We start from the raw sequence: 19,155 nt of genomic DNA, 5'->3' as shown, positions 1-19,155 counted from the left end.
GTGCAGTAGCCGGTACTGCCTTGCCTGATATATGACTTATCCGTGCCGGAGGAGTCTGCCCAGCTACCGCGCCCGCAGCGCATCCACAATATTCATCCGCGCCGCCCGCACCGCCGGCAGGAATCCCCCCACCAGCCCCATTGCCATCGAGAACGCCAGCGTCTGCAGCGCAATCGCTGGTGTCAGGATAAAGCGGAACGACAGGTCGGAGAACGTCTGGAAATTGGTGGTCGAGAACGAAGCGAACTGCATCAGCGCCGCGCAAGCCAGCCCGGCCACCCCGCCCACCAGCCCGAGCAGCGCGGCCTCGATCAGGAAGGCCACCAGCACATTGGCCCGCTTGAAGCCCAGCGCGCGCAGCGTGCCGATCTCCGCCACGCGGTTGGCGACCGACGCATACATGGTGATCATCGCGCCGATCATTGCCGCGATCGAGAAAATGGTCGACAGCGTAAAGCCCAGGATATTGATAAATTTGGACAGCGCCTTGGACTGGTCGCTGTAGAAGGTCTGCTCGCGCTTGGCCTCGTCCGCCAGCCGCGGATCGACGTCGATATCGGCGCGAAAGCGGTCGAACTGCGCGGTATCGGTCAGCCGCACCACCATTGACGAATACGCATTGCGGCGGAACGACTGCATCAGCTGGTCCACGTCGCCCCAGATCTCGGAATCGAAGCCGCTGCCGCCGGCATCGAAGTGGCCCACCACGGTCCAGTCGCGTTGCGCAAAGCGCAGGTGCTCGCCGATCTGTACGCCGGCAAAGCCGTCGGCGATGCTGCTGCCGACGATGATCTCGGACGAGCCCGGCTTGAACATGCGCCCGGCCACCAGCTTCACCTGCGGACGCAAAGCCACGCCCAGCGGCGAGATGCCGCGGATCACCACATTGGAGGGCTGCCCGGTGCTGGCCTTGGTCAGCGAGATCAGCACCACCGCCTCACGCGAGGCCAGCGGCTGGCCGCTGTTGCTCATTGCCACCGCCGGGTGCATCTCCATGATGCTGGCCTGGCCGCGCTCGACCGCGCTCTGGATCTCGGTCTCGGCGCCCTTGCGGATCACCACCACGTTGTTCTGCTCGCCGGTGGTGACCAATGTCTTCTTCAGGCCGGCATCGAGCATCAGCATGGTGGCAAAGACAAAGACCACCAGCGCCAGCCCCCCGGCGGTCAGCGCCGTGGTCAGGCGCCGGGCCCACAGGTTGCGCGCGATATAGGTCAGCGGGATCGCCATGGCACGCCCGCTAGCCGATCGCCCGCAGGCCTTCGACGATGCGCACGCGCGCGGCCTGCACCGCGGGCACGATGCCGGCGCAGATGCCCACCGCCAGCGCGCACGCCGCCTGTAGCTGCATGGTCTGCGGCGACACCGTGAACACCGGGAACACGCCGCCTACCGCCTGCTTGAAGGCGGTGGCCAGCGGCGGCGTCGCCAGCATGCCGAGCGCGCCGCCGACCACGCAGATCGCCAGCGATTCGCCGAACACCAGGATCGCGAGGAAGCCGGGGCCGAAGCCCAGCGCCTTGAGCGTGGCGTACTCGACGGTGCGCTCGCGCGCGCTCATCGCCATGGCGTTGGCCATCACCGCCATGATGATCAGGATCACCACGTACGAGACCACGCGGATCGCCGCGATGATCTGGTTGGACATCGCGACGAAGCCGAGCTGGAAGGCCTGCTCGGTCTCGGTCAGCGTTTCGGCCAGCGAGTTGCGGAATACGGCGTCAACATTGCGCGAGATCGACGCGGTGTTGTCGGGATTGTCGACGCCCAGCACATAGACCCCGACCTGGTCGGCCTGGCGCGCGGTGCGCTTGCGCACGGTCTCGTTCAGGTATTCCCAGTGGAACACCATCTGGCGCGTGATGATGCTTTCGTCGCGGCCGTCCATGATGCCGCGCACGACGAACTCCCAGGTGCCGGGGTAGATGGTGCCCTTGATCGGGATCACGTCGCCGACCTTGAAGCCGAACTGGTCGGCAAGCTGGCGCCCGACCAGCGCGCCCTTGCGGTCGCGCCGGTAGTCCGCGCGTTGCTGCTCGGGCACGATGAACTCGGGATAGAGGTCGAGATAGTTGTCCGACACCGCGAACTGCGCGAAGAAGTTCTTGGGGTCGCGGTAGACGCCGCCGAACCAGTTCGAGCGCGCCACCATGGTCACGCCGTCCACGCCCTTGATGCGGTTCTCGTAGCTGAGCGGCAGCGGAAACACCAGCGAGATCGCATTGCGCGTCACCAGCCGCGCGCTGGACGCCGCCGACGCGCCCGCGTACCAGGCGTCGATCACGGTCTGCAGCAGCCCGAACGCCAGCACCGCGATCACCAGGCCGAACACCGTCAGCGTGGTGCGCAGCTTGTGCCGCAGCGCGTTGCGGGAGATCAGCTTGAGCGCGTACATGGGGCCTCAGGCAAGCTCGCCACGGATCAGCTCGCCCTTCTCCAGATGCACCAGCGAGCCCGCCGCGGCCGCGGCATGCGCATCGTGCGTGACCATGATGATGGTCTTGCCGAGTTCCGCATTGAGCCGCTGCATCATCGCCAGGATCTCGGCGGCGGAGGTGCGGTCGAGGTCGCCGGTGGGCTCGTCGGCGACGATCAGCGTCGGGTCGGTGATCAGTGCGCGCGCGATCGCCACGCGCTGCTGCTGGCCGCCGGACAGCTCGGATGGGTAGTGGCTCATGCGGTCGGCCAGGTTGACCATGCCGAGCACCAGCTCCACCCGCGCGCGCCGCTCCGCGCGCGGCAGGCCGGTCAGCATCAGCGGCAGTTCCACGTTCTCGAACGCGGTCAGCACCGGCATCAGGTTGTAGAACTGGAAGATAAAGCCGACGTTGGCGGCGCGCCATTCGGCCAGCGTGGCTTCGGGCAACTGCGTGATATCGAGCCCTGCCACGCGCAGCGTGCCGCTGTCGGGCCGGTCGATGCCGGCGATCAGGTTCAGCAGCGTGCTCTTGCCCGAGCCGGACGGCCCCATCAGCGCGACGAACTCGCCTTCGCCAATCTCCAGGGAGATATCGGTCAGCACCGGCACGGTCTGCACGCCGCGCCGGTAGGACTTGGCGACGTGGCTGATCTGCACCAGCGGCGCGGCGCTCATGCGAGCCTCCTCACGGCTTGGCCACGGCAACGCGCGCGCCGTCGCGCAGCTTGTCGCCGGGGGCAAGCACCAGCACATCGCCGGCCTTGACGCCCTGCACGGCCACCAGCTCGCCGAGCTTGTCGCCGGTCTTGACCGTCATTTCATGCGCCTTGCCGTCCCTGACCACGTAGACCACCTGGCGGCCGTCGCGCGTGACCACCGCGGCGGGCTGCACCGCCACCACCGGCTGGCGGTCCTGCGCCGACGCGGCGCGCGACAGGAAGGCGATCTTCGCGCTCATATCAGGCAGCACGCGCGCATCGCGGTCGACAAAGCGCACCTTGACCAGCACCGTGGCCTTGGAGCGGTCCACCGTCGGCACGATGCGCGACACCTGGCCGGCCAGCCGCAGACCGGGCAGTGCATCGAGCAGCAGTTCGCACGGCTGATCGACGCGGATTTTGGCGATATTGGATTCGGCGACGTCGGCTTCCACCTCCAGCGTTTCCATGTCGGCGATGGTCACGATCGCGCCCTTGGTGTCGGCGGCGGCGGAGAACGGGGTGATGTTGTCGCCCACGTTGGCATGCTTGACCAGCACCACGCCGTCGAAGGGCGCGCGCACCACGGTCTGCTCCACCGCCACCTCGGCCGCGCGCGCATTGGCCTGTGCCGATGCGATCGAAGCGCGCGAGCTGTTGATCGATGCCCGCGCCTTGCTGAAACGCGCCACGTCGGCATCGTACTGGTTGCGCGAGATCGCGTTGGGCCCGATCAGCATCTGCGAGCGGCGCAGGTTCACTTCGGCGTCGCGCAGCTCCGCCTGCTGCAGTTCCAGGTTGGCCTGCGCTACCTTCACCTGTGCCTGCGCCTGCGCGAACGAAGCTTCCACGTCCTTGCTTTCGAGCCGCGCGATGACCTCGCCCTTCTTCACGCGCGAGCCCTCCAGCACGCCCAGCCATTCCAGCCGGCCCTGCGCCTTGGACGCGACCGCCGCCTTGCGCTGCGGTACCACATAGCCGGTGGCATTGAGCAGCGTGAAATTCTGGGTGGGATAGGCCGAGGTGACGGTAGTGGTTTGCACCGCCTGCGGGCCAGCCAGCCGGAAGGCGATGCCGATCACGGCGAGCAGGACCAGCGCGATGACCGCATAGCGCAGCCACCTGCGCCGCGGTCGGATGCGGATGCCGGGCGCGGCGGTGGCGCTCCGGTCGATTTTCAGCCTTGCCAGGTCTTGGTCAGCCACTGCGCGCTTCCTCTCGCTGTGATGGGCGGGACTCTCAGTATAGCGGCGCGTGAAATGGTGTCCATTGCCGGGGAGAAGGGGTAACGTCAGTGAACAAGCGGTGCGCCTGGCGAGGTCGCCTGGACTACCAGAGGCCGGTCCCCTCTCCCGCGGGCGGGAGAGGGGAGCAAACCGGCGGCATTGCAAAAGCCACAGGCGTTTCAGATGACGACTGTGTGTGCTCCCTCTCCCTCAAGCGGGACAGCGGAGCAAAACGCCCGCAAGCCAGATGCTGTCCGCTAATGCTCCCGCTCCACCGCCACCTTCAGCTTCATCAGCGCAAACTCCCACTGCCGCCCGATCGCCTCCAGCGACCGCCGTGCAGCCTCGACCCGCGCCGGCTCGAACTGCCACAGCCGTTCGCGCCCGGCCTTGCTGTCGCGCACCAGCCCGGCCTGCGACAACACTTCCAGGTGCTTGGTCACAGCCTGCCGCGTCATCGCGCTACCCGCCGTCAGCTGCGCGATGGACATCGCGCCGCCCGCGCACAGCGCCGCCACCAGCCGCAGCCGGGTTTCGTCGCCCAGCGCGGCAAACACTGCCGCCGCATCGCGCAGCCCTGCAGTATCCAGGGGGGAGGAGGTGTCAGTCCTTGCCGGTGACATGCTTGCGGAGATTTTCCATTTGCCCGTCCCAGCCGCCGCTGTTCATGCGGAACGCCTCGTCGCGGCGCTCGGCCGGAATCTGGTCGAAGCCGGACTCGACCACGGTCAGCAGCGTGCCGCCGTCGACCTCCTTCAGCTCGAACACCACCAGCGTGGCCGGCTCGTCCGAATAGTCGCGCCCGCGTTCCATCGGCGCGGGGTGCCAGCGCCAGGACAACAGCTTCTGCGGCGCCACGCGCTCGACCTGCACGTCGAACTTCAGGTATTCGTAGCCGGGGTGGGTCACGCTGCCAACGGCGCGCTGGCCGGGCTCGAAGCGGGTGCCGCTGTCGAACCTGACGCCGAACCAGCTGCCGAAGGTGTCGGCGTCGGACAGCGCGTGCCAGACACGCGCCACGGGGGCTTCTATCAATACGCTGCGTTCGATACGGTCGGTGGGGGAGGGCATGGCCGGTCTCCTGTGTGGGTTGTCAGGCAACGCTGTGGTTGCATGTTAGGAAACCGGCCGGAGAAACGCAACCAAAAGGTTGCAAATTCAGAAGGGGATTACAGGTCCAATACCAGCCGCGGCCCCTTGCACCGCGACACGCACAGCATCATCGTCTTCTGCGCTGCCTTCTCCGCATCCGACAGATACTGGTCGTGATGATCCGCCTCGCCGTCCAGGATGGCGGTTTCGCACGACCCGCAGATCCCCTCGCGGCACATGCAGTCCACCTTGACGCCAGCTTTCTCGATCGCGCGCAGCAGCGACTCGTCCGCGCCCACCTGCAGCGTCAGCCCGCTTTTCTGCAGCACGGCCTCGAAGGCACCGCCGGTGGCATCCACCTCATTGCGGAACTGCTCGAAGTGGATGCGGCCCGCATCCCAGCCGGCGGCACGGGCCGCATTGACTACGGCATCGTTCAGCGGCGCAGGCCCGCAGACATAGACGTGGGTCTTTGCAGGCTGCGCGGCGAGCAGCGCGGCGATGTCGAGCATGGTGCCGGTATCGCTCTCATACAGGTGGAGCTGGCCGGGCTGCAGCGTGGCCGGCAGCACGTCGAGGAAGGCGGCGGACTGCGTATTGCGGAAGCAATAGTGCAGTTCAAACTCCGCCCCGCGCGCCGCCAGTGCCTGGATATGCGTCATGAACGGCGTGATGCCGATGCCGCCGGCGATCAGCAGGTGGCGGCCGGCGCCGTGGTCCAGGCCGAACAGGTTGGCCGGCGCGCCGATATGCAGCTCGTCGCCTTCGCGCACCTGCTCGTGCATATAGCGCGAGCCGCCGCGCGAGGCTTCTTCCAGCCGCACCGCGATCTGGTAATGCGCCGGGTTGTCCAGCGCGCTGGTCAGCGAGTAGGCGTTGCGCAGCCGGCCGCCGTCCATATGGACGACCACATGGCTGCCGCTGTCGAAGGCAGGCATCGCGCCGTCGTCGCAGGGTTGCAGGGTGAAGCGCTTGATGCCGGCGGCCAGCGGCTCGACGCGGCCGACGCGTACGCGGAGCGTGTCAGTCATGGCGGTACCTCGGAAATTCAGGGAAATCGGGAAGGGAGGGCAGGCCGGCACGGGCGCCGGCCTGCCAAAGGCCGTCAGGTGATCACCGTCAGCCTGGCGGCAATCCACACCACCAGCCCGCCGACGATCAGCGCCACGTAGGGCAGCACGCCGGCGCGGGCATTGGGCAGCTCCATGTCGCGTCGCATCGACTCGGGGAACTGGCCCTTGTCCTGGATGTAGTGGCGGTACACGAACACCGGCACGATCAGCAGCGCGGCGATCAGGCCGTTGCGCAGCGTGTGCTCGCCCTGGAAGTTGGCGCCCGCGCCGACAAAAGCCAGGTCGAAGAACCCGAAGAACGCGCCCAGCGCCAGCAGCCAGTTCTTGCACTTGTACGGGCGGGCCCAGTCCGGACGGTCCATGCGGTGGATCCAGCCCGACTGCAGGTTCAGGAACACGAAGATCATGTAGCAGACGTTGCTGATCGACAGCACCGCCATGTAGTTCGACATCAGCAGCAGGAACAGGTTGAACAGCAGGTCCGTCCACATCGCGCGCGTCGGCGAACCGTGCTCATTGACATGCGAGAGGTAGCGCGGCAGCCAGCCGTCGACCGAGGCCTGGTACAGCGTGCGCGACGAACCCATCATCGACGTCATCACGATCAGCAGGATGGCCAGCACCAGCATCACCACGATCACGTTGAACACCACCGCGCCGCCGCCGACGAACTTGGCCATGGCCGCGCCCACGCCGGAGCCGTCGACGATGGCCGGCGCCAGCATGCCCGTCAGGCCCAGCGAGCCCTGGAATGCGATCGGCACCGCGATAAACATGAACAGGCACAGCACGCCGGACCAGAAGATCGCCTTGAAGGTGTCCTTCTGCGGGTCCTTGAACTCGCGGGTGTAGCAGACCGCGGTCTCGAAGCCGAAGGTCGACCAGCACGCCAGGAACATCGCGCCCATCGCCGTGCTGATGCCGGCGGCATTCCAGCCGCCCAGCACCGGGGCGCCGGCGGCGTCGTGCGTCAGCGGCAGCAGCGGCAGGAAGTGGGTGGACGGCATGTCGCCGGTAAAGAGCGGCACCAGCGCGATCACCACCAGCGGCGTCAGCGAGGCGATGCCCAGGATGCGCTGCGTGGTGGCAGCGGCCGAGGCGCCGCTGTGCTGCAGCTTGAAGGTGATCAGCAGGAACGCCGTGGCCAGGATAAAGGTGGAGTTCACCCGCAGCGTCAGGCCCTTGCTGACGAAGCCCAGGTCCACCAGCGTCAGCTGCCAGGTGTTGATCACCGAATCGGGCGGGAACAGCGCGCTCAGCATATAGCCGGCGGCGAGGCTCGTGCCCAGCGCCAGCATCGGCGACCAGGCCACCCAGTTGCACCACACCGATACCGGCGCGACGAATTTGCTGTAGCGTACCCAGCCGAGCGCGCCGTACACCGAGGCGCCGCCCGACTTGTGCGGATACAGGCCAGAGATCTCGGCATAGACGAAGCACTGCGCAAAGCCGACCAGGATGGCGATGATCCAGATCACCCACGCAGGGTTGCCGATAGTGGCGGACACGCCGCCGATGGTGAAGAGCACGCCCGCGGGCACGCCGCTGGTCACCCAGAAGGCATCCTTCCAGGTCAGCGTGCGCTGCAGTTCATGGGCTTGGGTTGGCTGTGTCTGCTGCTGGGCAGGGGCGAGCGGCGCCTGCGCGCCGATCGACAGCGCGTCTTTCTGTGAATACACGATTGTCTCCTTGCGTCCCGGTTGCCGTTTGTCTGGAGCGGGGCTCCGTCACGGTCTGCCGTCTGCGGTGGGTAAGTACTTGGGGTACTGCCTGCCGGCGGTTACGACGGTTGGGAATGTGTGGCGGGGATTTTGGGGGCGTTTCTCATCCTTGTCTCCTGTTGTCATCCCGGGTTGCCGCTGAGCCCGATTGCGGGTTCGCGGCTTCCGGTTTTTCGTCAATTCACCAATAGTAAATTACATTACCATTGGTGTTTCGAGTGAGTATAGGAACAGCCATGCGCCATGGCAACGGAAGATTTGTTTCGCGTTGCAATCGTCACCGGCCGCTCCTTCCGTTACGGCTGTACGGGCTGTCCCGGGCGCGGTCCGCCCAGCGTTTCCACCACCCGGCGCCCGGCACGCCGGTTGCGCCACCACCCCACCAGGGTCAGCCCCAGCCAGAAGCACTGGGTCAGGAACGAGGCCAGGTTGAACGCGCCGGCCAGCGAGATCAGGATGCAGCTCGGCCCGATCACGTTGAGGACGACGGCCAGCCTGCCGGTCGGGGATTTGTGCAGGACCTGCACGGCAAAATGCGCGGTAACGTAGGCGGCAACGCCGACAAGTCCGGTCGCGTCGGTAAGACCCAGGGAGGCCATGGTGGTGTGTGCTTCGTAAGGCAGTGGTACAGCGGTTGATGAATGCCGTCAGAACGTCTTGGTCAGCGAGACCAGGAACGTGCTTTTCAGCGGGTTGGACACCGCCGGGTTGCCGGACGAATCCAGCGCTCCGGTGGTGTAGTTGTCGTAGACGTTGGTGCGCCCCCAGCCGCGGGTATAGGCGCCGGTCAGCGTCCACCCGCCCTCGAGCGCCCTGGACACCGCCACGCGCACGTCGCGGAAGTTGTAGGCGGCAAAGTTGCGCACGCGCTCCTGGCCGTAGTGCAGCAGCAGCGTGACGCCGTGGCCAAGATCGAAGGTGCCGTTGATGTCCAGGTAGCCGGAGCCGCGGCTGTGCAGGCCGTTGCCGGCTAGCAGCGAGGCGCTGTTATAGCCGAAGTAGTCGCGGGTGTAGGTCAGCCAGTATTTGACGTTGAACCACTTGTAGCTCAGCGACGCGACTGCCTCGCCGTAGTTGTACTTGGTCTGCGCGTACTGCAGCTTCGCGCCCGGGTACAGGTAGTAGTAGATCTGGCCGGCATAGACGAAATCGCCCACGGTGCCGGTATAGCCCGCATACAGGTCCCATTCGACCGTGCCGCCCTCGATGAACTTGTCGCTGATGCTCGACATCCAGGTGCCGGCGGAGAAGCCGCTAGGGTGGGCGTAGTCGATGCCGCCCTGCACAGCCGGCTTTCCCCAGGTCTGGCGGAAGCCGCGCGACACGTACTGGGATGTCACCGTCATGTTGGCCGTCAGCGGCGAGGGCGCAGCGGCCTCTGCCGGGGGGACGGTCGCAGTGACCTGCGGCACCGGCGCGACAGCCAGCGTGGTTGCGGCATCGTCGGACGTCTGCGCCTGCGCGGCCAGCGCCTGGCACAGCATCAGGGGCAGTGCGCCTTGCAGGGCAAGTCTTGAAGCAGAGTATTTGCGCAGCATGGAAGTCTCCTCCTTGGAGCCGGTCTGGGTTGGTTTTGGGTTGCCGGCTTGTGGTGGTTTTGGGTGCGCGACGCGCCGACCGGCCGCATGCTGCCCGCCGGGGACCGCAGTCCCGGCGGCAGATGCATCGGTCAGGGAATCGGGCGGGAAGCCCGCGCGGCGCGCCGCCTGGTCAGGCAGGCATCGGCATCGGCATTCGCGCGGTGGCTGGCGGATGCCGCCCCGCGTCTGCGTGCGCCCCGCCGCGCGCGGTGGCGGCCTTGTAGTAAGGCGCCGTCGAGCGTTGCAGCGGTGCGCGGCCGCGGATCACGTCGGCCAGCTTCTCGGCCATCATGATCGTGGGGGCGTTCAGGTTGCCGGTGACAATCCTGGGCATGATCGAGGCATCGACCACGCGCAGTCCCGACAGCCCGTGCACGCGGCCCTGGTTGTCGACCACGGCCATCGGGTCGGACGCGTCGCCCATCTTGCAGGTGCAGGACGGGTGCAGCGCGGTCTCGGCATGCTCGCGCACGAAGGCATCGATCTCGGCATCGCTCTGGACCATCATGCCGGGCTTGATCTCGCGGCCGCGGAACTGGTCCATCGCCTGCTGGCCGATGATCTCGCGCGTCAGGCGCACCGCGGCGCGGAACTCGCGCCAGTCGACGTCATGCGCCATGTAGTTGAACAGCAGCCGCGGCTTCACGCGCGCATCGCGGCTGGCCAGCTTGACAAAGCCGGTGCTGGGCGAGCGCATCGAGCCCACGTGGCACTGGAAGCCGTGCGACTGCACCGGGTTGCTGCCGTCGTAGTTCATCGCCAGCGGGATGAAGTGGTACTGCAGGTTGGGCCAGGCAAATTCGGCGCTGCTGCGGATAAAGCCGCCGGCCTCGAAGTGGTTGGAGGCGGCGATGCCGGTGCCGCGCAGGTACCACTCGATGCCGATCGGCGGCTTGTTCCACCACTTCAGCGCGGGGTACAGCGACACGGGCTTGGTGCATTCGTACTGCAGGTACATCTCGAGGTGGTCCTGCAGGTTCTCGCCGACACCGGGCAGGTGCGCCACGCTGTCGATGCCGAACGCGCGCAGCTCATCCGCATTGCCCACGCCGGAGCGCAGCAGCAACTGCGGCGAGGCCACCGCGCCGTTGCTGACGATCACTTCGCGGCGGGCGCGGGCTTCGCGCACATGGTCGCCCTGGATGTACGAGACACCAATGGCGCGCTGCCCGGAGAACAGGACGCGGTCGGCCAGCGCTCGCGTATGCACCGTCAGGTTGGGCCGCTCCCTGGCCTGGTCGAGGTAGGCCAGCGAGGTGCTGCAGCGGCGCCCGCGCGCGGTGGTGGTGCGGTCCATCGGGCCGAAGCCTTCCTGCTTGTAGCCGTTCAGGTCGTCGGTCTTGCCGTAGCCGGCCTGCTCGCCGGCACGGATAAAGGCGTCGAACAGCGGGCTGATATCCGCCTTGGGCGTGGTCACATGCAGCGGGCCGTTGCCACCGTGGTAGTCGTTGGCGCCCTTGTCATAGGTCTCGGCCTTGCGGAAGTAGGGCAGGCAGTCGGCGTAGCTCCAGTTCTCCAGCGACTTGTTCTCTGCCCAGCCGTCGTAGTCCATGGCGTTGCCGCGGATATAGACCATGCCGTTGATCAGCGAAGAACCGCCCAGCCCCTTGCCGCGGCCCTGCGTCATGCGCCGGTTGTTCATATGCGGCTCGGGCTCGGTCACATAGGCCCAGTTGTAGGTCGTGCCCTGCAGCGGATACGCCAGCGCGGCCGGCATCTGGGTGCGCCAGTCCAGGCGCCAGTCGGGGCCGCCGGCTTCCAGCAGCAGCACCGAGACATCGGCATCCTCGGTCAGCCGCGCGGCCAGCACGCAGCCGGCCGAGCCCGCGCCGACGATGATGTAGTCGTACTCATGGATTGCCTGCATGGTGCAATCTCCTTGTTTGCTTGGCGCCGTGCGTGGCGGCCCTGATGGGGCGGCCGCCGCGCACGGGATTGCGAAGTGAGCCAGCCGGGGTGCTTACGCTCCGAACCAACCCATCGCCTTCGGCGCCAGGTTGATATAGCTGTGCTTGAGTTCGGTGTATTCGTCCAGGCCAATGCGGGCCAGCTCGCGGCCGATGCCGCTTGCCTTGTAGCCGCCCCACGGCGCTTCCGGGAAGTACGGGTGGTAGTCGTTGACCCACACCGTGCCGAAGCGCAGGCCGCGCGACATCCGGTTGGCCTTGTCCAGGTCGCGGGTCCAGACCGCGCCGGCCAGGCCATACGGCGTGTCGTTGGCGGTACGCAGCGCCTCTTCCTCGGAGCGGAAGCGCTCGGCCGTGATCACCGGCCCGAAAATCTCCTCTTTCGCAATCTTCATCTCTGCCGTCACGTCGGCCAGCAGCGTCGGTTCCAGCCAGTAGCCCTGCTTGTACACGTCGCCCGCCGGCCGCTTGCCGCCGTGGACCAGTCGTGCGCCCTCGGCGATGCCGGCCTGCACCATGCCCAGGATCTTCTCGTGCTGTTGCGCCGACTGCACCGGGCCCATCTGGGTCTCGCCGTGGAAGCCGTTGCCGATCACGATGCGCGGCAGGCGCTCGGCCAGCCGGCTGATGAATGCATCATAGATGCTGTCCTCGATCATCAGCCGCGAGCCGGCGGAGCAGACCTGCCCGGCGTGGAAGAACGCGGCGTTGAGCGCGTAGTCGACCGCGGCGTCCAGGTCGGCATCGGCAAAGACGATATTCGGGTTCTTGCCGCCCAGCTCCAGGCCGATGCGCTTGAAGTTGCCGGTGGCGGCCTTCATGATGCTTTCGCCGGCGTAGGCGCCGCCGGTGAACGAAACCAGGTCCACGTCCAGGCTCTCGGCCAGCTCGGCACCGACTTCGGCGCCGCCGGTGACCAGGTTGAACACGCCCGGCGGCAGGTCCAGCTCGGCCACCAGTTGCGTGAAGTGGTGTGTGGTCAGCGGCGTCAGGTTGCTGGGTTTGATCACCACGGTATTGCCGGCGCCCAGCGCGGGCGCGATCTTCCATGCGGCCTGCAGCAGCGGGTAGTTCCACGGCGTGATCAGGCCGCACACACCGACCGGCTCGCGCAGGGTGCGGCTGATCACATGGTGCGGCGCTTCGTTGACCGCGCCGGACTCGGATGCGACCAGCCCCGCAAAGTAGCGGAAGGTGGCGGCGATATCGCCCATGTCGGTGCGGCTTTCGGTCAGCGTCTTGCCGGTGTTGAGCGACTCCAGGTGGGCGAGCTTCTCGGCGTCGCGGTCGATCAGTTCGGCAATCTTGTTCAGCAGCTTCGCGCGGTCACGGATCGTCGTCTGGCGCCACGGGCCGTCGAAGGCTTTGCGCGCAGCGGCGATAGCCAGGCGCGCGTCGGCGCGGGTGGCTTCTGCGGCCTGCGCGATCACGGACTCGTCGGCCGGGCTCAGGATGGCGCGCGTGCCTTGGTCGATGGGCGACTGCCACTGGCCGTCGATATAGAGCTGGGTCTGGATCATTGCTGCGGTTCCGGTTTGTTTTGTTGTTTCAGGCGGCCAGGGCGTCGAGCACCATCTGCTGGAAGTGCTGCACGCCGTGCTCGCCGATGGCGGAGGTCTTGTCGTCGGTGACCAGCAGCGGGCCCTGCCCGTTGCGGTAGCCGCGCGACTTCAGGCCGCGCTGCACCGATTCGACGATGCTGAGGTCTTCGGGCTTGAGCACGTTCTTGTAGTACTCGATCAGCTGTTCCTGCTGGGCCGTGGGCGTGCTGTCGCGGAAGTAGAACTCGAAGTGCTGGATGGTGGTGTCGGCATCCACCGGGAACATGTAGAACACGCCGTAGTTGCCGTCGCCCGGCAGCACGTTCAGCGTGACGTTGGGCCACAGCCAGTAAGCGGCGAAGTCGGTGTTGGGGGCGTCGCTGTCATAGGTGAAGGCGTCGCTGCCCGAACGCGTCTGGCCGACCTGGCTGGTGTAGAGGCCGCGCACTTCGTGCTTGTAGGTCTCCATGTGGATCGACTCGACCAGCGCCGGGTGCGCGGTCTGGCAGTGCAGGCACTCCAGGTAGTTGTCGACCACCACCTTCCAGTTGGCCTTCATCTCGTAGGTGAGCTTGTACGCCGGCACCAGCTGGTCGACGTCCGGGCAGCGGGCGCGGATTTCATCGTTCAGGCCGGCGGCCAGCTCGGCCAGCGGCTTCGCGTTCATGTCGAGGTTGACGAAGATCAGGCCGCAGAACTCCTCCACGCGCACCGGCGTCAGGCCGGCGTTGTCCTTGCAGAACCCCGGCACGTTCTCGGCGTTGCGTACATGGATCAGCTTGCCGTCCAGGCCGAACGACCAGGCATGGTACGGGCAGGTGATCACGTTCTTGGCCTTGCCGGCGCCATCGGCGAACAGCTCATGCGCGCGGTGCGGGCACACGTTGTAGAACGCGCGCAGCACGCCGTCGCGGCCACGCACCACGAACACGTTCTCTCCGGCCACCTTGGCCGTGGCGTACTGGTTGTTCTCGGCTACCTGGCTCTTGTGCATCACGCATACCCAGCTGCGCGAGAAGATGGTCTTCTTCTCATGCTCGAAGATGTCCGGCGAGGTGTAGTAGTGCGCTGGCAGGGTGTAGGCCAGCGGGGTCGTGCTGCAGACTGGGGCGGCAGTAGCTTCCATGGGGTGTCTCCTCGATTGTCTCGGTTTGTTTGGTGGCTTGTCGATTCACCAACAGTGCATTAAATTACTATCGGTGATGTGAGGCGAAGTCTAGTGAGGAGCGCAGGGAGCCTGCAATACTGGAAAATCGATTGACCCTGCTATCTCGATTGCCTGAAGCTATCAATGCGCGCGATTTGCGGTGATGGTGTAAGGTTCGAGTTACTCAATTCACCATCGGTTGAAAAAAAGTGGAGGGGATGCCCATGACCGAAGACACTTTTGCCACGCGCCTGAAGGGGGTGCTGGAAGGCAAAAGGATCATGCTCAAGCAGGTGGCCGAGGCCCTGTCGGTCTCGCCATCGGCGGTGCACAAGTGGACCCGCGGCGGCGAGATCGAGTACGAACGGCTGCTGGCGCTGGCGCGCTTCCTCGGCGTCAACTGGCTGTGGCTGCGCTACGGCGAGCAGGCCATCGCCGACCTGGAAACGAGCACGGCGTCCGACCCGCACATCAAGGAACTGCGCCAGAAGCACCTGGCCGAGATCATGGAAAGCGAGGCGCGGATGAAATTCGCGCAGGAGGTCTCGGGCATCGTCACGTGGGAATGGAATGTGCTGACCGACGGGCTGACGTATTCGTCCAACGACGTCACGCTGTTCGGCCGCCATATCCGCAACATGGACGACTTCTGGGCCTGCGTGCATCCGGCCGATGTGCCGCGCCTGAAGGAAGTGCTGTCGCGCACGCTGGGCGCGCAGGAAATGCACGAGTGGGAATTCCGCGTGGTGCATGAGGACACCACGCGCTGGATCTCGTCGCGGGCCACCCTGGTGCGCGACTTCGACCAGCGGCCGGTCAAGATGATCGGCGTCAGCCTCGACATCACCGAACGCCGCCGCGCCGAAGCCGCGCTGCGCCAGAACGAGGCGCTGCTGGCCAAGGCGCAGGAGATCGCGCACCTGGGCGGCTGGTACTGGAACATCCAGACCGACGACTGCGCCTGGACCGACGAGGCCTACCGCATCTTCGGCTGGGCGCCGCAGGCGTTCAAGGTGACCATGGACCGCTACCTGTCGTCGATCGTCGAGGACGACCGCCCGCGCGTGCAGGCCGCCATCCGCGCGGCCATCGTCGACAAGGCCCCGTACCGCGTCGACTACCGCATCACGCTGCCCGACGGCAGCCATCGCGATATCCACGAAGAAGGCGAGGTCACGCTGGACGAGCACGGCAACGCGCTGACGATGGTCGGCGCGTCACAGGACGTCACCGACCAGCGACGCGTCGAGGCCGCGCACCGCGACAGCGAGGAGCGCTTCCGCGCCACCTTCGAGCAGGCGGCAGTGGGCATTGCCCATGTGGACCTGAACGGCCACTGGCTGCGCGCCAACCGCAAGCTGTGCGAGATCCTGGGCTATGACAACGCCGCGCTGTCGCAACGCACCTTCCAGGAGTTGACGGTTGCCGAAGACCTTGACGAGAACCTGGTGCTGTACCAGAGGCTGCTGAAGGGTGAGGTGGAGACCTATACGCTGAAGAAGCGCTTTATCCGGCCCGATGGTTCGACGGTGTGGACGAAGGTGACGACGTCGCTGAGCCGGCGGCCTGGGGATGGCGGGCCCGCTTACCTGATTGCGATTGTGGAGGCGCTGGAAGATGCGCCAGCCGACCCGGGTTCCGGTGCAACGCGGGCGCCTCGGCGCAAGGCGACGGACAAGTCGCGGCAGGCGGTGTGAAGGGTAGTTCGCGTCAGTAGACGGCGTGCGTGAAACAATTGTTTCGTTGTGCGGTGTGGGAGAAAATCAACAGCCGAAAAAACCTAGCAGATCCCCAATAAAATTGGCTGCATACTGTCTGTGAAACAATTGTTGCGCAAGGGGAGGGGTCGTACCTATACTGCGAGGACTTAGTTGGCATCCGTCCACACCCCATGACCCACGTATTCCACCGCAATCCGCGCCAGACACTTCCCACCGCCGTTGCCGGACAAGGCATCGGACTGATCGACAGCGAAGGCAGGCGTTATCTCGACGCCTCGGGCGGCGCCGCCGTGTCGTGCCTGGGGCATGGCCATCCGCGCGTGATCGAGGCGATCAAGGCGCAACTCGATACCATCGCGTACGCGCATACCTCGTTCTTCACCACTGAGGTGTCGGAGACGCTGGCCGAAACGCTGGCGCAAGCCGCGCCGGGCGATCTCGATCATGTCTACTTTGTCTCGGGCGGTTCCGAAGCGGTGGAGTCGGCGCTGAAACTGGCGCGCCAGTACTTTGTCGAAGCCGGGCAGCCCAGCCGCCGCCACTTCATCGCGCGCCGCCAGAGCTACCACGGCAATACGCTGGGTGCGCTGGCGATCGGCGGCAATGCATGGCGGCGCGAGCCGTTCCTGCCGCTGCTGGTGCCGGCGCACCACGTGTCGCCGTGCTACGCCTATCGCGACCAGCAAGCGGGGGAGAGCGATGCGCAATACGCGCAGCGGCTGGCCGATGAGCTCGAAGCGAAAATCCTGGAGCTTGGCCCGGACACTGTTGCTGCCTTCGTCGCCGAAACGGTTGTGGGCGCCACCGCCGGCGCGGTGCCGCCGGTGGGCGATTACCTGAAGCGCATCCGCGCCGTGTGCGACAAGTACGGCGTGCTGCTGATCCTCGATGAAGTGATGTCAGGCATGGGCCGCACCGGCTACCTGTACGCGTGCGAGGAGGATGGCGTGGTGCCTGATATCGCCACCGTTGCCAAGGGCCTGGGCGCGGGCTACCAGCCGATCGGCGCGATGCTGTCGACGCGCCGGATCTACGACGCCATCGTCGGCGGCAGCGGGTTTTTCCAGCATGGCCATACCTATATCGGACACGCCACGGCTTGCGCCGCGGCGCTGGCGGTACAACGTGTGATTGCTGATGACAACCTGCTCGCCAACGTGCAGGCACGCGGCGAACAATTGCGTGCGCGGCTGCGCGAGGCGCTGGGCGAGCACCCGAACCTTGGCGATATCCGCGGGCGTGGTCTGTTTGTCGGTGTGGAGTTCGTTGCCGACCGCGACAGCAAGGCCACGCTCGATCCCGCGCTGAAGACGCATGCGCGGCTGAAGGCGGCCGCGATGCAGAACGGGTTGCTGGTTTATCCGATCGGAGGCACGGTGGATGGCGTGCACGGCGATCACGTGCTGTTCGCGCCGCCGTTTATTTGCACGGCGCGGGATGTCGACGATATCGTGGAGCGGTTTGCTGCGGCGGTGCGGGCGGTGTTGCCGGCGGGGGATGTGGGTCTACGTTGTTGAGATACCGCGGACGCTGCCGGTTTGCGGAATAGGCAACAGACCTCTCAACCTGCCGATTGCGTGGTCACTGTGCCGCATCCAGCTTGAATTCACCCACCAGACGCTGCAATTCCGTCGCCTGTCCCGCCAACGCCTGCGAAGCACTGGCCGCCTGCTCCACCAGTGCCGCATTCTGCTGCGTCACGCTGTCCATCTGCGCCACCGCCTCGTTGACCTGCGCAATGCCAGCGCTTTGCTGTTCGGAAGCTGCGGTGATTTCCCCCAGCAGCCCGGTCACGCTGGCCACCGCCTGCACGATCTCCTGCATGGTGTCGCCGGCCCGGCCCACCAGCGCCGAGCCGCTATCCACCTGCTGCACCGAATCGTCGATCAGTTGCTTGATCTCGCGTGCCGCCGACGCGCTGCGTTGCGCCAGCGTGCGCACCTCGCCGGCCACCACGGCAAAGCCGCGCCCCTGTTCGCCGGCGCGCGCGGCTTCGACCGCGGCATTCAGCGCCAGGATATTGGTCTGGAAGGCAATGCCTTCGATCACCTCGATGATGTCGGTCACCTTGCGCGAGCTGGCGCTGATCGCCGACATGGTCTTGACCACGTTGCCGACCACTTCACCGCCGCGCGCGGCGATGCCGGAGGCGTTCTCCGCCAGGCCGTTGGCGGCACGGGCGCGCTCGGTGTTCTGGCGGACCATCGCGGTCAGCTCGCCCATGCTCGATGCGGTTTCTTCCAGCGCCGCGGCCTGCTCTTCGGTGCGTTGCGACAGGTCGGTGTTGCCGGCGGCGATCTGGTGCGAGGCGTCGGTGATGGAATCGGTGGCGGTGCGGATGCGCGTCACCAGGTCGGTCAGCATGTCTTCCATCTCGCCCAGGCCGCCCAGCAGGCGGCCAAATTCACCGCCGCGCCCGGTCTCGAATTCCTGGCTCAGGTCGCCGGCGGCCACGGTCTCGGCAATGTAGACGGCCTCGGCCAGCGGCGCCTCGATGGTGCGCGCGAGCCACCAGGTGGCGAGCACCGCCACGGCCAGCGCGCCCGCGGCCAGTGCGAGCAGCAGGTTGCGCGCGTCGGCCGCATCCTGCATCCGCGGCCAGGCCACGGCAATTCCGATCGCCAACAGCGACCACATGGCGCCAAGCGCGGCGCCCAGGCGTATGCGAATCCCCAAATTCTGCATGTTGCTTCCCGTCTCCCCGTCAAAGTGCTTGTGCCGGCGCGTTCGCGCCGGTGTTCGCGCTGGCCCGAGCGATCAGGCGGCGGCATGCCGGCTTGTGCGGGCTGGCTGGCGCGCGGATTTTCGCTGGTCAATGGTTGCTTAACGGCGGGAGTGGGGTGGGCTTTAGTTTTTTTGCGTTTTGCTGGGGATTGATTGCAAGCGGGACTTCGTTGATGCGCCGGCCCTCACCCCCAGCCCTCTCCCACTTCGCGGGAGAGCAACTGTGTTTAAAGTCAAGGCTTAACGGACGGCAAAACATGCTTAGTCGGGTCCCACATTGCGCCATCTCTGACCATCGCATTCAGG

16 protein-coding genes are annotated in these 19,155 nt (G+C 66.2%); 2 read left to right on the top strand and 14 right to left on the bottom strand.

The features are described 5' to 3' along the window. Positions 1-63: 63 nt before the first annotated feature. The 13 genes from AB1I47_RS27315 to AB1I47_RS27255 all read right to left on the bottom strand — a co-directional run bounded on the left by AB1I47_RS27315 (position 64) and on the right by AB1I47_RS27255 (position 14,383). Complete coding sequence (locus tag AB1I47_RS27315) at positions 64-1,230, bottom strand: ABC transporter permease (protein WP_354686828.1); 1,167 nt, start codon at positions 1,228-1,230, stop codon at positions 64-66. Positions 1,231-1,240: 10 nt separating this feature from the next. Further along, positions 1,241-2,395 carry an ABC transporter permease gene (locus AB1I47_RS27310; protein WP_354686827.1) on the bottom strand — a complete coding sequence of 385 codons (1,155 nt, stop codon included), beginning with the start codon at positions 2,393-2,395 and terminating at the stop codon, positions 1,241-1,243. A gap of 6 nt (positions 2,396-2,401) precedes the next feature. Beyond that, complete coding sequence (locus AB1I47_RS27305; protein ID WP_354686826.1) at positions 2,402-3,094, bottom strand: ABC transporter ATP-binding protein; 693 nt, start codon at positions 3,092-3,094, stop codon at positions 2,402-2,404. A 10-nt stretch (positions 3,095-3,104) separates the two neighbouring features. Continuing rightward, on the bottom strand, positions 3,105-4,322 hold the full coding sequence (locus tag AB1I47_RS27300) for an efflux RND transporter periplasmic adaptor subunit (protein WP_354686825.1): 1,218 nt from the start codon (positions 4,320-4,322) through the stop codon (positions 3,105-3,107). Between the two features lie 278 nt (positions 4,323-4,600). Further along, positions 4,601-4,966: an ArsR/SmtB family transcription factor gene (locus tag AB1I47_RS27295; RefSeq protein WP_354686824.1), complete on the bottom strand. Its 366-nt coding sequence runs from the start codon at positions 4,964-4,966 to the stop codon at positions 4,601-4,603. Next, positions 4,947-5,414, bottom strand: coding sequence for an SRPBCC family protein (locus AB1I47_RS27290; RefSeq protein WP_354686823.1), 468 nt, complete (start codon positions 5,412-5,414; stop codon positions 4,947-4,949). Before AB1I47_RS27290 ends, AB1I47_RS27295 begins: the two co-directional genes overlap by 20 nt. A gap of 98 nt (positions 5,415-5,512) precedes the next feature. Beyond that, on the bottom strand, positions 5,513-6,466 hold the full coding sequence (locus tag AB1I47_RS27285) for a PDR/VanB family oxidoreductase (RefSeq protein WP_354686822.1): 954 nt from the start codon (positions 6,464-6,466) through the stop codon (positions 5,513-5,515). Positions 6,467-6,540: 74 nt separating this feature from the next. Further along, positions 6,541-8,160 carry a trimethylamine N-oxide permease gene (locus tag AB1I47_RS27280; RefSeq protein WP_407935919.1) on the bottom strand — a complete coding sequence of 540 codons (1,620 nt, stop codon included), beginning with the start codon at positions 8,158-8,160 and terminating at the stop codon, positions 6,541-6,543. A 365-nt stretch (positions 8,161-8,525) separates the two neighbouring features. Then, complete coding sequence (locus AB1I47_RS27275; RefSeq protein WP_354686820.1) at positions 8,526-8,828, bottom strand: CBU_0592 family membrane protein; 303 nt, start codon at positions 8,826-8,828, stop codon at positions 8,526-8,528. 48 nt (positions 8,829-8,876) lie between these two features. Beyond that, positions 8,877-9,767 (bottom strand): TorF family putative porin, encoded by an 891-nt coding sequence (locus AB1I47_RS27270; protein ID WP_354686819.1) that lies wholly within the window; start codon positions 9,765-9,767, stop codon positions 8,877-8,879. A 172-nt stretch (positions 9,768-9,939) separates the two neighbouring features. After that, complete coding sequence (betA, locus tag AB1I47_RS27265) at positions 9,940-11,676, bottom strand: choline dehydrogenase (RefSeq protein WP_354686818.1); 1,737 nt, start codon at positions 11,674-11,676, stop codon at positions 9,940-9,942. 93 nt (positions 11,677-11,769) lie between these two features. Then, positions 11,770-13,236: an aldehyde dehydrogenase family protein gene (locus AB1I47_RS27260; RefSeq protein WP_354686817.1), complete on the bottom strand. Its 1,467-nt coding sequence runs from the start codon at positions 13,234-13,236 to the stop codon at positions 11,770-11,772. A 28-nt stretch (positions 13,237-13,264) separates the two neighbouring features. Continuing rightward, positions 13,265-14,383: an aromatic ring-hydroxylating oxygenase subunit alpha gene (locus AB1I47_RS27255; protein WP_354686816.1), complete on the bottom strand. Its 1,119-nt coding sequence runs from the start codon at positions 14,381-14,383 to the stop codon at positions 13,265-13,267. A 245-nt stretch (positions 14,384-14,628) separates the two neighbouring features. Between AB1I47_RS27255 and AB1I47_RS27250 the strand changes: the two genes are divergently transcribed. Both AB1I47_RS27250 and AB1I47_RS27245 read left to right on the top strand, forming a co-directional pair. Beyond that, a complete protein-coding gene (locus tag AB1I47_RS27250) occupies positions 14,629-16,101 on the top strand; it encodes a PAS domain-containing protein (RefSeq protein ID WP_354686815.1) in 1,473 nt (490 codons plus the stop codon). A 194-nt stretch (positions 16,102-16,295) separates the two neighbouring features. Continuing rightward, entirely contained in the window at positions 16,296-17,642 is a 1,347-nt protein-coding gene (locus tag AB1I47_RS27245) for an aspartate aminotransferase family protein (RefSeq protein WP_354686814.1), read from the top strand. A gap of 64 nt (positions 17,643-17,706) precedes the next feature. Here AB1I47_RS27245 and AB1I47_RS27240 read toward each other — a convergent pair whose 3' ends face one another. Beyond that, positions 17,707-18,810: a methyl-accepting chemotaxis protein gene (locus AB1I47_RS27240; protein WP_354686813.1), complete on the bottom strand. Its 1,104-nt coding sequence runs from the start codon at positions 18,808-18,810 to the stop codon at positions 17,707-17,709. Positions 18,811-19,155 lie beyond the last annotated feature (345 nt).

This window comes from Cupriavidus necator, from assembly GCF_040578825.1.
Classification (GTDB): Bacteria; Pseudomonadota; Gammaproteobacteria; order Burkholderiales; family Burkholderiaceae; genus Cupriavidus; species Cupriavidus necator_E.
The sequence above is the reverse complement of the archived record's forward strand: the minus strand, read 5'-3'. Positions and strand labels throughout refer to the sequence as shown.